13 protein-coding genes are annotated in these 13,017 nt (G+C 53.6%); 7 read left to right on the top strand and 6 right to left on the bottom strand.

The genetic code is table 11. The features are described 5' to 3' along the window. Positions 1 to 59 precede the first annotated feature (59 nt). Positions 60 to 1,607 carry a S41 family peptidase gene (locus ABDW36_RS06145; RefSeq protein WP_343700999.1) on the top strand — a complete coding sequence of 516 codons (1,548 nt, stop codon included), beginning with the start codon at positions 60 to 62 and terminating at the stop codon, positions 1,605 to 1,607. A gap of 354 nt (positions 1,608 to 1,961) precedes the next feature. Here the strand turns inward: ABDW36_RS06145 and ABDW36_RS06140 are convergent, their stop codons facing one another. Beyond that, on the bottom strand, positions 1,962 to 2,597 hold the full coding sequence (locus ABDW36_RS06140) for a peroxiredoxin (protein ID WP_343700998.1): 636 nt from the start codon (positions 2,595 to 2,597) through the stop codon (positions 1,962 to 1,964). A gap of 387 nt (positions 2,598 to 2,984) precedes the next feature. Beyond that, on the bottom strand, positions 2,985 to 3,572 hold the full coding sequence (locus tag ABDW36_RS06135; protein WP_343700997.1) for a hypothetical protein: 588 nt from the start codon (positions 3,570 to 3,572) through the stop codon (positions 2,985 to 2,987). Between the two features lie 100 nt (positions 3,573 to 3,672). On the opposite strand from ABDW36_RS06135, the gene ABDW36_RS06130 reads away from it, so the two are divergent. After that, a complete protein-coding gene (locus ABDW36_RS06130; protein ID WP_343700996.1) occupies positions 3,673 to 4,677 on the top strand; it encodes a WYL domain-containing protein in 1,005 nt (334 codons plus the stop codon). 42 nt (positions 4,678 to 4,719) lie between these two features. Here ABDW36_RS06130 and ABDW36_RS06125 read toward each other — a convergent pair whose 3' ends face one another. Then, positions 4,720 to 5,442 (bottom strand): hypothetical protein, encoded by a 723-nt coding sequence (locus tag ABDW36_RS06125; RefSeq protein WP_343700995.1) that lies wholly within the window; start codon positions 5,440 to 5,442, stop codon positions 4,720 to 4,722. Between the two features lie 85 nt (positions 5,443 to 5,527). Here ABDW36_RS06125 and ade point away from each other — a divergent pair, with 85 nt between their 5' ends. Further along, positions 5,528 to 7,171, top strand: a complete 1,644-nt coding sequence (gene ade / locus ABDW36_RS06120) for an adenine deaminase (RefSeq protein ID WP_343700994.1) — start codon at positions 5,528 to 5,530, stop codon at positions 7,169 to 7,171. On the opposite strand, the gene ABDW36_RS06115 is transcribed toward ade, so the two are convergent. Continuing rightward, the gene (locus tag ABDW36_RS06115) at positions 7,157 to 8,248 is read right to left on the bottom strand and encodes an anhydro-N-acetylmuramic acid kinase (protein ID WP_343700993.1); all 1,092 of its coding nucleotides are present in this window, start codon (positions 8,246 to 8,248) and stop codon (positions 7,157 to 7,159) included. The genes ade and ABDW36_RS06115 overlap by 15 nt on opposite strands. A 120-nt stretch (positions 8,249 to 8,368) precedes the next feature. On the opposite strand from ABDW36_RS06115, the gene upp reads away from it, so the two are divergent. Then, the gene (gene upp, locus ABDW36_RS06110; RefSeq protein WP_343700992.1) at positions 8,369 to 9,022 is read left to right on the top strand and encodes a uracil phosphoribosyltransferase; all 654 of its coding nucleotides are present in this window, start codon (positions 8,369 to 8,371) and stop codon (positions 9,020 to 9,022) included. 197 nt (positions 9,023 to 9,219) lie between these two features. Continuing rightward, positions 9,220 to 10,242, top strand: coding sequence for a PorP/SprF family type IX secretion system membrane protein (locus ABDW36_RS06105; RefSeq protein WP_343700991.1), 1,023 nt, complete (start codon positions 9,220 to 9,222; stop codon positions 10,240 to 10,242). Between the two features lie 53 nt (positions 10,243 to 10,295). Here the strand turns inward: ABDW36_RS06105 and ABDW36_RS06100 are convergent, their stop codons facing one another. Further along, positions 10,296 to 10,910, bottom strand: coding sequence for a DNA-3-methyladenine glycosylase (locus ABDW36_RS06100; protein WP_343700990.1), 615 nt, complete (start codon positions 10,908 to 10,910; stop codon positions 10,296 to 10,298). Between the two features lie 94 nt (positions 10,911 to 11,004). Between ABDW36_RS06100 and ABDW36_RS06095 the strand changes: the two genes are divergently transcribed. Further along, on the top strand, positions 11,005 to 11,778 hold the full coding sequence (locus ABDW36_RS06095; protein WP_343700989.1) for an EI24 domain-containing protein: 774 nt from the start codon (positions 11,005 to 11,007) through the stop codon (positions 11,776 to 11,778). Continuing rightward, complete coding sequence (locus ABDW36_RS06090) at positions 11,768 to 12,469, top strand: SAM-dependent methyltransferase (RefSeq protein WP_343700988.1); 702 nt, start codon at positions 11,768 to 11,770, stop codon at positions 12,467 to 12,469. Before ABDW36_RS06095 ends, ABDW36_RS06090 begins: the two co-directional genes overlap by 11 nt. A gap of 141 nt (positions 12,470 to 12,610) precedes the next feature. On the opposite strand, the gene ABDW36_RS06085 is transcribed toward ABDW36_RS06090, so the two are convergent. After that, entirely contained in the window at positions 12,611 to 13,006 is a 396-nt protein-coding gene (locus tag ABDW36_RS06085) for a hypothetical protein (protein ID WP_343700987.1), read from the bottom strand. Positions 13,007 to 13,017: the final 11 nt, after the last annotated feature.

The raw sequence follows: 13,017 nt of genomic DNA, 5'->3' as shown, positions 1-13,017 counted from the left end.
GTTTAGGCCGCAGAATCTGATCGAATTATAGTAAATTTCAAAGTAAATCGTCCCCTTGTATGAGAAGAACACGGATTGCCATATTCAGCTTACTGATCGTGGCCGCTGCATCTGCCTGTAAAAAAAGCTCAAAACAGGACCCCGGGCCGTCCGGCCCCCCTGCCGACGGTACCCGCACCCAGCTAAGCCTGGATTCGTTATACCTCTATGCCAAAGAAACCTACCTCTGGTACGATGTGCTGCCAGACTACAACACCTTCAATCCGCGCTCCTTTGAAGGCAGTGACGAATATGCCAGCCTGCAAAGCGAGCTGTTCAAGATCTCCCAGTACAAGATCAACACCGTTACCGGTAAACCTTACGAATATACGGGCGGCAGCGCTCCCAAATACTCTTTTGTGGAAAAGGGCAATGCCGCCAGGGGCATTCAGGGCGTAGTAGACCTGGAAGGCAAAGGCAATGACCTTGGGCTGGGAACCTTCCTGGTGAGCGAGCGGTCTGGCGGACCGGCCAAATGGTTATACGTAAGGCTGGTAGAAAGAGGTTCCCCGGCAGACAAAGCGGGCATTACCCGCGGCTGCGAGATCACCAAAATAAACGGGGCTCCTGTAGTGCTCACCAACGCAGCTGTAACCGCCGCGCTGAACAGCAGTACGCTCAGCCTGGAATTCCGCAAACCCGGCACCACCACCAGTGTTGCCGCCACGCTGACGAAAACCGCCTATACCAATGACCCCGTATATACCTGGAAGGTATTCACCAACGGCAGCAAAATAACCGGGTACATCAACCTGGGCCGTTTCAGCCGCCTCACCGTTGCCAAAGCCAGCCTGCAGAACGCTTTCAGCGAGTTTGCCACCAAAGGCGTGAACAACCTGGTGATAGACCTCCGTTATAACGGCGGCGGCTACGTGGAAACCTTCCAGTACCTGGCTAACCTGATAGCGCCGGCCAGCCTGACAGACAAGGTGATGTACAAAGAGATCTTCAACAAACTGCTGCAGGAAGGCAACGCGCCTATTCTGAAAGCCATTCCCCTGCTGGACGAGAACGGCCAGCAGAAGAAAGATAACAGCGGCAACCCGCTTACCTACGCCAATGTAGACTTCACACCCGCCCGCAACACCTTCAAATTCAAGAAAGAAGGATCATTGGGGGCCATTACCAACGTAGTGTTCATTGTAACGGGCGCTTCCGCGTCTGCCAGCGAGCTGACCATCAACAGCCTGAAGCCGCATATGAACGTAAAGATCATGGGAGATACCACCTACGGCAAACCCGTAGGCTTCTTCGGCATCGGCATAGACAAATACACCGTGTACATGAGCCAGTTCACCAGTGTGAACTCGGAAGACAAGGGAGAGTATTACGCCGGCTTCGCGCCTGACTATATCACCTTTGACGATTTCACGCGTGACTTTGGCGACCCGGAAGAAACCTCCCTCTCCAAAGCGCTCTCCTACATTAACACGGGCATAGTGACCGGCCGTGACCAGTTGCTGTTATCTAACGCCCGCACCGTGGCCCCTGTAGAAAACCTGCAAATGCAGGCAGCCGGGGCGGAAGGCTTCACCGGCCTGGTGGAAGACCGCCGGGTGCTGAAATAAACAGGTTCAAATCCCCTAAAATAACCAAGCCGCAGACTCATTTGAGTTGCGGCTTTTTTGTTCGCCCCCCGCCATACTGGCATGCTTTACAGTATCACACAACCAGCTGATAACTAACCTATTACCGGGGTTTCTCCATGGCTGCCCATGACCTTGGCTATGGATGGTCCATAGCTGGTCCATACCTGCCCTATAGTAACCCAATTATTCGGTAAGTCAAAAACCTGTTCTGCCATGCCTAAAAGGCATAAAAAAAAACGGGGAAAAATCCCCGTTTCGTAAAATCAAAAACCAACCATTAAAAAAATCGGTGAGAAGGGCGTACCCTTCTGTAATATGTTTACCCTTGCGGGATTATTTATTCGGTTGCGGCGTAGTTCTCAGGTAGGGCTTGATGATCTTGTGCCCTTTGGGGAACCTGGCCGGAATGTCTTCGGTTTTAACTGCAGCCGTCACAATTACATCCTCGCCGTCTTTCCAGTCTGCCGGCGTAGCCACGCTGTAGTTGGCCGTTAACTGGAGAGAATCGATTACCCGCAGTACTTCAAAGAAGTTTCTGCCGGTAGAAGCGGGGTAGGTAATGGTGAGCTTCACCTTCTTGTCCGGCCCGATCACGAACAGCGAACGTACCGTAAAGGTTTCGGACGCGTTGGGGTGGATCATGCCGTAAAGGTTAGCCACGGTTTTATCTTCGTCAGCGATGATGGGGAAGTCCACATTGCACTGCTGGGTTTCGTTAATATCGTTGATCCAGTTCTTGTGCTTGTCCAGCGGGTCAACGCTGAGCGCCAGCACTTTTACATTGCGCTTGGCAAATTCGCCGTTTAACAGGGCTGTTTTACCCAGTTCTGTTGTACAAACGGGAGTGAAATCCGCAGGATGGGAAAACAGTACGCCCCAGCTGTCGCCAAGGTATTCGTAAAAATCAATTTCTCCCACGGTTGTTTTCGCCTTGAAGTTGGGAGCCGTATCGCCTAATCTTAAACTCATATTTCACCTGTTTATAGAAATCAAAAATACTAATTTCCTACAAATTTTATAGACTTTAAGGAATTTTTTTCCGGTTTTGGGCGAAAGGGGTAAAAACCGGGGAGCAGTGGCCCTGGGCGGGCGTTCCGGGCGGAGCGGGCCGGGTGCGGAAGCACCGGAAGCAGAAAGATAAGCGGGGACGATGGGCCTGTGCGGACATTTCGGGTGGAGCGGGCCGGAAGCAGAAAGGGCCGCGGGCGCGATGGCCGCGGGCGGACATTTCGGGTGGGGCAAGCCGGATGCAGGAACAGTCGGGGCAGAAAGGTAAGCGGGGGCAATGGCGTTTGGGGTCTTGTTGAGCGGCACCATTACCCCCTGATGGAAACCTTTGGGGTCAACCTTTCGGGGTTAACGGCCGTTGGCCTGCTTCCAGGCGTAATAGGCCAGTGTATATTTCATGTCATCGTCCAGGTTGGCGGCGGCCCGGGCTTCGTTCTCCTCAAACTCCAGCTCCAGGTAGCCCAGGTACAGCTCGTAATTTTTATGCAGCGCCAGCATGCACTGGTCTATGCGGCGGGCGTACAGTTCCGTGGAGGTGCAGTATTCTGCCTTGCGGATGTAATAACAGCTGTCTCCGGCATATTCCATATAGTCACTTCCGGGCTGGAACTGGGGGCGGGACAGGTAAAAGCGGAGGTTGTCAAAAGTAACCGCTTCGCCCAGCTGCGCCTCAAAATCAATCATTTCCGGGATCTGCTCCATGTTTTCCAGCTTCTGCACAATAGCCATCTGTACGGCCTCGCTCTTGTCTTCAATAGCGCGCAGCATGGTGTTGAGCACTTCGTAATTCGTTACAAAATCACATTTGCGCCAGCCTGTTTCCGTTTGCAGGTAACCCCAGCAGGTCAGGTAATGGGAATCATCCAGTATGATCTGGCCTACTTTGATGGCTGTTGCTTCCTCGGTCTGTGCAATGTTTACGGATACCTTTTTCATAGTAGCTGATTTAATAACGATACAAAAATATCCGTGCACTGCGCAGGGGAACTGCGTAGTAAAATTGTTTTACTTTTACCCCGGAAAAAAAACCGGTTACATGCCCAAAAATAAAGATGCCCTCTCCCGGTATCGGTGGATAGACGAAAGATTACGCAACAAACGCCTTCCCAAGCCTACGCTGGATGACCTCGTGGAGTTCGTGTCCGGCAAGCTGGACAAATCCATTGCAGTGCGCACCATCCAGAAAGACCTGGAAGACATGCGCAACGACCCTGAGCTGAATTATCTTGCGCCCATTAAATACAACCGCAGCTCAAAGGCCTATCACTATGAAGACGAATCGTATTCCATCAGCAACAACCCTATAGACGAAGCAGACCTGCAGGGCCTGGAAGTGGCCATTGGCATCCTGGAGCAGTTCCGCAGCCTGCCGGTGATACAGCGTTTTGAAGATGCCATCCTGAAAATTGCGGCCAGCCTGAAAATGAACCGCCAGCAACTGGAAAACCAGGGCCTCATCAAATTCAGCAGGGCCAGCCAGTATAAAGGCGCGGAGCTGATACCGGAAATTGTTGACGCCATCAAGGAACGGGAAGTGATCCGTATTGCGTACCAGAGCTTTGACCGTAAAGAGCCCAAGGAACACTGGGTAGAGCCCTATCACCTGCGGGAGTACAATCACCGCTTTTACCTCATCGGCAAAAGCCAGAAGGCGAAAGGCGGTACCGTGCTTACCTTTGCGCTTGACCGCATCGTGAACACCTGGCCTACCAACAAACATTTTGACGAAAAGAATTTTGACGATGCCAGCTATTTCCAGCACGCCATCGGCATCACCGTATCTTCAGACACACCGGAAGACATCATTCTTTCCTACACGCCCCTGCAGGGCAAGTACGTGAAAACGCAGCCCCTGCACCCCTCCCAGACTATCCTGAAAGATGATGAGGAAGAATGCCGCATCGGGTTAAAAATTGTGGTGAACCAGGAGCTGATCATGCTGCTGCTCAGTTCGGGGAGCCGCGTGAAAGTGATACAGCCGCAACACCTGGCAGATAAAATTGCAGAAGAGGCCAGGGAGATCGCCAAAAGATATGCATAAAAAAACCGGGCTATGTGCCCGGCTTTTCCTTTTTTAGAACAATTATGGTTGTGCTGGTTTCTCGAATATCTTGTCATCTACCACCGGGTTGCTCTGCACTTTGCTGAAGCTCATTTTCATGCCCATCGGCTGCTGCTCAACAGACTCCGCATACACGAACCCTTCCGGCGTTTTCTTGTAGTTGGTGAATTGTTCCACCACTTCCACCTGCTGGCCCTGTACGTCTTTTTTGGTGATCCTTTTTGTAATGTAATACGTGGCAGCGTCCAGGTAATAATCACTGCTGGAGCCGTCTGCACGGGTCAGCTTCAGTTTGTACAGCTCTTCTCCGTTCAGGGTTTCCTTGCCGTTCATCTCCACCTTGAAGCCTTTGTTCTTATAGTCGAACAGTTCTCCGGTAAGGTCAAGATCTATGGCGCCTTCTTTCACCGCGGCCGCATCAGCGTCTACCGGTGCGGTTTGCTGCTGTATTGGCATAAACATCCAGCCGGAAGTGGGCGTCATTACCGTAATGTTCTTGGTGCCCATTATTTCAAATTCCACCCGTACGCCTTTTTTCTGCTTGGTAGATACCTTCAGCGGTATTTCCATTCCCTGGATGCTCATGGTGCCTTCCATGATCTGTGACTGCAAAGATTTTACCTTGTCTGCACCGCCAAGGGCTTCCACGTGCTTGTTCACCACTTCGTCAGCCGTTTGTGCCTGAGCGCTGACCGCGCCGCCTGCCAGGAGGAGGGATAGGGTTAACGCGCGTAATGTTCTCATAAAAAAGTTTTTAGTGATAGTGTCAAATTATGCTACAAATGTATCCTTTTCATGAAAATGGCAAAATCCATTTAGTTTTACGGCCATGAATCAGTTTGAGGTAGCCGGCCACCTGGTGGACATTCCCGGCAAACGCACCTACCCCGCCGTGGTTACCGTTGCAGGCGGCCGCATTGCCGGCATCAGGCCCTCCGCCGCCCAGGAAGTGCCGCAGCAATACATTCTGCCCGGTTTTATAGACGCCCATGTACATATTGAAAGCGCCATGCTGGTGCCGTCGGAATTTGCGCGGCTGGCCGTGGTGCACGGCACGGTAGGCACCATTTCCGACCCGCATGAAATAGCCAACGTGCTGGGCACGGCCGGCGTGGAGTACATGCTGGAGAACGCGGCGCAGGTGCCCTTCAAATGCTGTTTCGGCGCGCCCTCCTGCGTACCGGCCACTGTGTTCGAAACGGCCGGGGCGGCCATTGACGCGGCCCAGGTAGCAGCCCTGCTGCAGCGGCCGGACATCTACTACCTTTCCGAAATGATGAACTACCCCGGCGTGCTGCACCGGGATCCGGAAGTACTGGCCAAAATAGCCGCCGCCCGGCAGGCAGGCAAACCGATAGACGGGCATGCCCCCGGCCTCCGGGGCGCTGACGCGGCCGCTTACATTGCCGCAGGCATCAGCACAGACCATGAATGTTTTACGCTGGAAGAGGCGCTTGACAAGCTGCAGCACGGCATGCACATCCTCATCAGGGAAGGCAGCGCCGCCCGCAACTTTGAAGCGCTGGCCCCCCTGCTGCAAAGCCAGCCGCAGATGGTGATGTTCTGCAGTGACGACAAACATCCCGACAACCTGGAAGAAGGTCATATTGACCAGCTGGTAAAACGGGCGCTGGCCAAAGGCTACGATCTGTATAACGTATTGCAGGCCGCCTGCATCAACCCCGTACAACATTACAAGATGCCCGTGGGCCTGCTGCAGCCTGGCCACGCGGCAGACTTCATAGTGGTGAACAACCTGGAGGAGCTCCGCGTGCTGGAAACCTATGTGAACGGACAGTTGGTAGCAAAAGCAGGCAAAACGCTGATAGCACCTGTTCCTGTGGCGGTGCTGAACCAGTTCAGCTGTGAGCTGAAAAAGCCGGAAGACTTCCGGGTGCCGGCCAGCGGAACGTCTGCCGCCGTGCGGGTAATAGAAGCGCTGGAAGGCCAGCTCATCACCAACAGTATTACCGCCATGCTGCCGGTGCAAAACGGGCAACTGGCCGCAGACCCTGCGCAGGACGTGCTGAAAATAGCAGTAGTGAACCGCTACCGCAACGAAGCGCCGGCCATCGGGTTCATCAAAAACTTCGGTTTGAAAGAAGGCGCCATTGCCTCTACCGTGGCACATGACAGCCACAACATTATTGCGGTGGGCGTGAACGATGAACGTATATGCGACGCCGTTAACGAGCTGGTACGCTGCCAGGGCGGCATTTGCGTAACGGGGCAAAATGGCAACGCCGTGCTGCCATTACCTGTAGCAGGACTGATGAGCGCGGAAGACGGTTATGCCACCGCACGCCGCTACAGCCAGCTGGACAAAGCGGCCAAAGCGCTGGGCAGCACCCTGGACGCTCCTTTTATGACACTTTCTTTTATGGCCCTGCTGGTGATACCTCGCCTCAAGCTCAGCGACCAGGGATTGTTTAACGGGGATACCTTTACCTTCGAAAAACTAACTCTCCCCTAACCACAGCGCGCCGTTCACACTGTCTCGTGAAGCGCCGGTTACAGAAGCCAGCACGTTCACCTGCTGGCGCCAGCGGAGGGCGCCTATCAGCGCCATGATGAGCGCTTCCTTGTAAGCGGCAGTTTGCCCGTCGGGCACCAGCACGGTGATGCCCAGGGGCGCCAGCTGCTCACTGATGCACTGCACCATGAACGCATTGAATGCCCCGCCGCCCGTTACCAGCAGCTTCTTTTCCCCTTCTTTCGATGTGCTGAGCGCCTGCGCGGCAGCAGCCACCTGCGTGGCAATATGGGTCACGTAAGTGCGCAGCTTGCCCTGTACGGACAGGCTGTAGCGGCCTATCAGCGGCAGCAGCACTTCGGTGCCGAAATCGTTAGCTAATGATTTTGGATAAGGTTGGGCATAGTAGGGCTGATTGTTCAGTTCCTGCAGGAGCGCAGCATCCGTAACGCCGCCTGCCGCCAGGGCGCCGTTCTCGTCATAGGGTTTTCCCAGCGCGGCTGCCAGCGCGTCCAGCACGCGGTTGGCCGGGCATACGTCAAAAGCGCGGAACGTATCGCCCTCTTTGGCGGAGAGGTTGGCAATGCCGCCCAGGTTCAGCCAGTAGTCATACCCGCCCAGCAGCAGCTTCTCCCCGATAGGCACAATGGGCGCCCCCTGGCCGCCCAGGGCAACGTCCATAGCCCGCAGGTCACTGATCACAGGCAGGCCCACGGCGGCCGCAATGGCTGCACCGTCTCCCAGCTGCGCCGTCATATGCCGCTCCGGCATGTGGAACGTAGTGTGCCCATGGGAAGAAATAAAATGCACTTTATGCTCCAGGCCATGGCTGGCAATAAAATCCTTTACTTGCGTACCTATATAGCGGCCATAGTCCGTATGCAGCAGCTGGTACTCCCGTGCCGGCAGGTCTACCGCGCCTTTCAGCGCCTGTACCCATTCCGGTGAATACGGTCTGCACTCCGCCTGGCGTATCTCGTACGTCCATACGCCGCCGGTTTCGGTCAGTTCCACAAAAGCAATATCCAACCCGTCCAGCGAGCTGCCTGACATCAAGCCTATAACATTGTATACCATGCAACAAATATAGAATGAATTGCGGGGAAGGCAACTACCGCTGTAACCAAATCGTAATGCATATTTGGGCGTTCCTAATTGAAAAAATGCTATTTTGGCAGCAACAAACGTAACCGGGCTATGATAATCAACTTAAGTGAAACCAATTCGCTGGTGGGCGACTGGATGAGCGAGATCCGTGACGCTGAGATCCAGACCAACAGGATGCGCTTCCGCCGCAACCTGGAGCGGCTGGGAGAAGTAGCGGCCTACGAGATCAGCAAAACGCTCACTTATGTTGATAATGAAGTGCAAACGCCGCTGGGCACGGCCAATTGCCGGGTGATCAGGCAGCAGCCCATACTGGGCACCATCCTGCGTGCAGGGCTGGCATTGCACCAGGGGCTGGTAAATTACTTTGACAAGGCAGACCACGCCTACATTTCCGCTTACCGCAAACATAACCGGGACGGTACTTTCGAGATCAGCCTGGAATATGTAAGCTGCCCGCCGCTTGACGAGCAGGTGCTGATCCTCTCTGATCCCATGCTGGCCACAGGCGCTTCCCTGGTGAAAACCATAGATCACCTGGTGGAATTCGGCAAACCCGCCCACATCCACATCGTTACCGCCATAGCCTGCACCATTGGCATTGAATACGTGCAGCGCCATGCAGACGCCAACATCAGCATCTGGGCGGGAGACATAGACGATGAGCTGACGGCCAAGGGGTACATAGTGCCGGGACTGGGAGATGCCGGAGACCTGGCCTTCGGCACCAAGGTGCAGCAGTAACAAATATCATTTTTTTGCGTTCTATAGTTATCACCAGGAAGGCACTATCCGTTGCAGACAGGAAAAACCGATTGCCAATTCATAATGAAACAGTTATATCAGCGGCAATTTGTTATATAGATTTAATTTGAAATATGATAGTAATTTTGTACCTTCACATTATATAGTGTCCCTATATGCTTTAACCGTTGAAAGTGATGAAAAAAAGACTACTCCTATTAACCATATTGGCATTGATGTATGCTTTTAACCCTGTTAAAGCGCAGGATCCACATTTTACGCAGTTCTTCGCCTCACCGCTTACGCTCAATCCTGCATTTACAGGCTATTTTTCAGGTGATCTCCGCCTGGCGGGCAACTACCGTTCCCAATGGCGCAGCATTGCCTCTCCTTACATCACGGGTACCGTATCTGCAGACTTCGGCATTCTCAAAAATGTGATCTCCTATACTGACACCTGGGGCGTGGGCATCCTGGGCTTGTATGACAAAACGGGCGCAGGTGCGCTCAATTCTTCTTTTGTTGGCCTGAGCACGGCTTATCACAAGGGGCTGGACGTGGAAGGCAACCATACCCTGGGCGTGGGCCTGCAGGCCGCTTTTGTGCAGAAACGGGTAGACCCCAGCAAGCTGCAGTTCGAATCGCAGTTCAATGACAACGGTTATGACCCTGCGCTGCCCAGCGGCGAAACGCTGACCAACCTGAAAATATCTTACATGGACTATAACGTGGGGTTATTGTACAGCGGGCTGATAGGAGAATCATCCAACCTCTACCTGGGCGTTTCCTACTATCACTTTACGCAGCCCACAGAAACGTTCATGACGCAAGACAATAACCGCCTCAGCTACCGGTACACCATACACGGCGGCGGCTCTTTCCCGGTAAACGGCAATAACCGCATTCACATCAGCGCCCACTACATGCGCCAGAACCAGGCGGTAGAAACCACCTTCGGCGGGGCCTACGGGTTTATGCTGAATGACATGCAGGATGCTCCCACCATCTTTTACATCGGCTCCTGGTACCGGCTCAAAGACGCCATCAACCCTTACCTGGGGCTGGAGTTCAAGAGCTTCAAAGCCGGCCTGAGCTATGACCTGAACGTATCTACCCTCAAACCCGCCTCCAACTACCGCGGCGGTACGGAACTATCACTCATCTATATCATGACCAAAGGGGACAGCAGGAAGAACGGCACGCTTTGCCCGAAGTTCTGATGTACCAGACACATATCTTATTGAAAAACGGTTGGCCACACGGCCGGCCGTTGTTATTTCCGCACCAGCCCTTTTCCCCTGCTCACCCATTTATTGTCTTTCACCCAGAACCGGTATGGCCGGTAAGCGTCTTCCATGGCATAGGCCACGCCTACGCGCGTGCCAACGGCAATCTGCCGGGCAGGCAAGGCAGGCGCGTCTTCTATCCACACCGTATTGCCCAGCAGGCTTTGGCCCGTATGGCCGGTGGTGATGCCCAGCGCTTTGGTGAGACTGCCGGGGCCCGCCGTCAACGTATAATCTACTTTCGTTTTACCGGTGCGCAGCAGCATCTGCTCCAGCCCTTCTACGGGCTCCAGCGCGCGCACCAGCACGGCGTGGGGCACATCCCTGCCGTGCGTTACCACGTTGAAAAGATGATGAATGCCGTAACAGAGGTATACATATGCCACACCGCCCGGGGCATATATAATTTCCGTGCGGTTGGTACGCCGGTTGTTGTATGCGTGTGATGCCTTGTCCGTAACACCCGCGTAGGCCTCCGTTTCCACTATGCGGCCGGAGGTGCGCACACCGTCTATTTCCGTTACCAGCAACTTACCAAGCAATGCCCTGGACACCTTCACAACATCATCCTGTTCATAAAAAGCAAGTTCAAGTTTAGCCATGCTGCAAAATATTATTAATTTAGTTGCGTTACATTCGTTGTTCCAGGTTTACTCCCTCATATCTTATTTCTGTCATACATAAAAAGCTAAACCTTTGTTTTCATTAAGAGAAGTACTGGGAGCAGTGCAATCCTACGGCAAAGCGCATCAATTCATTTCCAGCCACCGCTTGTGGAAGTGGATCATTATTCCCGGCATTATCTATTGCATCCTGTTCGTAACGGGCATCTATTTCGTTTGGCAGTACTCCGGTGTTTTTATTGACTACGTGCTGAACCTCTTCACCCTCAAAACCTGGATAGAAGAGCTGCAGAACGGCTGGGTGAACTTCCTCTTCCTGCTGGTAGGCTTTGCGGTGCGCATGGTGTTCCTGCTCATGTATTTTTCTTTCTTCAAATACCTGTTCCTCATCATCGGCTCCCCGCTTTTTGCCTACCTGTCGGAAAAAACGGAAGCCATTATGCAAAACAAGGACTTTCCGTTCAGTTTTTCCCAATTGCTCAAAGACGTGGTGCGCGGCATCCGGCTCTCGTTCCGCAACCTGCTGTACCAGACGCTGTTCATGCTCATTATTGCCATCCTGGCATTTATTCCCATACTGGGCTGGCTTACGCCGCTGATAGCCCTTTTTGTGGAATGTTATTATTTTGGCTTTTCCATGATGGACTACAGTTTTGAGCGCCGGCGGTGGACGATGGGGCAGAGCATCACCTATATTGGCCAGCACAAAGGCATGGCCATCGGCAACGGCCTGGTGTTTTACCTGGGCATGTTCATTCCGCTCCTGGGCTGGATACTGGCCCCCTGCTATGCTGTAATTGCCGCCACTATTCATTTACAACAACAAAAGCTGCCCGATGTACGGTAAAGTATACCTGGTACCCACAGTGCTCAGCGCAGACGCCCTGTTTTCCCTGCCCGCCTACATTACAGACACCGTGCGCACGCTGCGCATCTTCTACGTCGAAAATGAGCGCACGGCGCGCAGGTTCCTGAAGGCGCTGGATAAAAGTATCGATATAGACAGCCTGCAGCTGCTGCCCATGAATGAACATGAGCCGCCAGACCTGGCAAAGGCCCGGCAACTGCTGAAAGAAGGGCATTCCATCGGCGTTATCAGCGAAGCGGGCTGCCCGGCCGTGGCAGACCCCGGGCAATTGGTGGTAAAAGCAGCGCACAGTATAGGCGCTGCCGTTATACCCATGGTAGGCCCCAACTCCATGCTGCTGGCCCTGATGGCCTCCGGCATGAACGGGCAGAACTTCCAGTTTGCAGGTTACCTGCCCGTAAAGCCTGCGGAGCGCGCTAAAGCCATCCGCGAGCTGGAGGCGGCATCCGCAAAAAAAGGGCAAACGCAGATATTCATTGAAGCCCCTTATCGTAATAACCAGTTGCTGAAAGATATACTGGCCAGCTGCAAACCGTCTACACAGGTATGCGTGGCGGTTGACCTCACTGCGCCCACAGAGTACATCCGTACGCAAAGCGTAGCCCAGTGGGCAAAACAGGCGTTTGACTTTCATAAAAGGCCTGCTATATTTTTGATAGCGGCGGAGTGAGGGAGAACTGTCTGGCAACAATGGCGTTGTTTATGCAAAGGCTGTTTTGCCGGCTCCGGGCCGTTCCCGATGCGCTCCAATAAAAAAGCCGGGCTGCGGGTGCAATGCACCACAGCCCGGCTTTCCTGTTATCTTAAACCGTCAGAACGCCACCCGCTTTCCCGTTGCCGGGTCCGTAATGGAAATAATGCTGTCTACAATGAAAGTACTGTACCCCCGCCATGGCAGCGCGCCCAGGTATTCCTTGTAATGCAGCTCCAGGAACTTACCGCTGCTGCTCATCAGCTTCTGGGCAATTCTTTCGTCCGTAACGGAAAACTGGAATTCGTTAGATTGTACGCCGCCCAGGTTCTGGGGCTTGAAGCCCGTTTGTATCAGGCGGCCTTCATAGGTTTTCCAGACATAGCCTTTCTGCACAAAAAAGTTCAGCTCCCCCGCCTTGGCGCCGCGCCCGAACACGAAGTAATAGCGGTAGAAGAAAAAGGCCGCAAAAATCAGGAGCAGCATGCTCACAAGGATGACTACAAATCTTTTCATTTGGGTGTTGT

This window comes from Chitinophaga sp. (assembly GCF_039596455.1).
GTDB lineage: Bacteria > Bacteroidota > Bacteroidia > Chitinophagales > Chitinophagaceae > Chitinophaga.
Note: the sequence above shows the minus strand (reverse complement) of the source record. Positions and strands in the feature narration are given on the sequence as shown.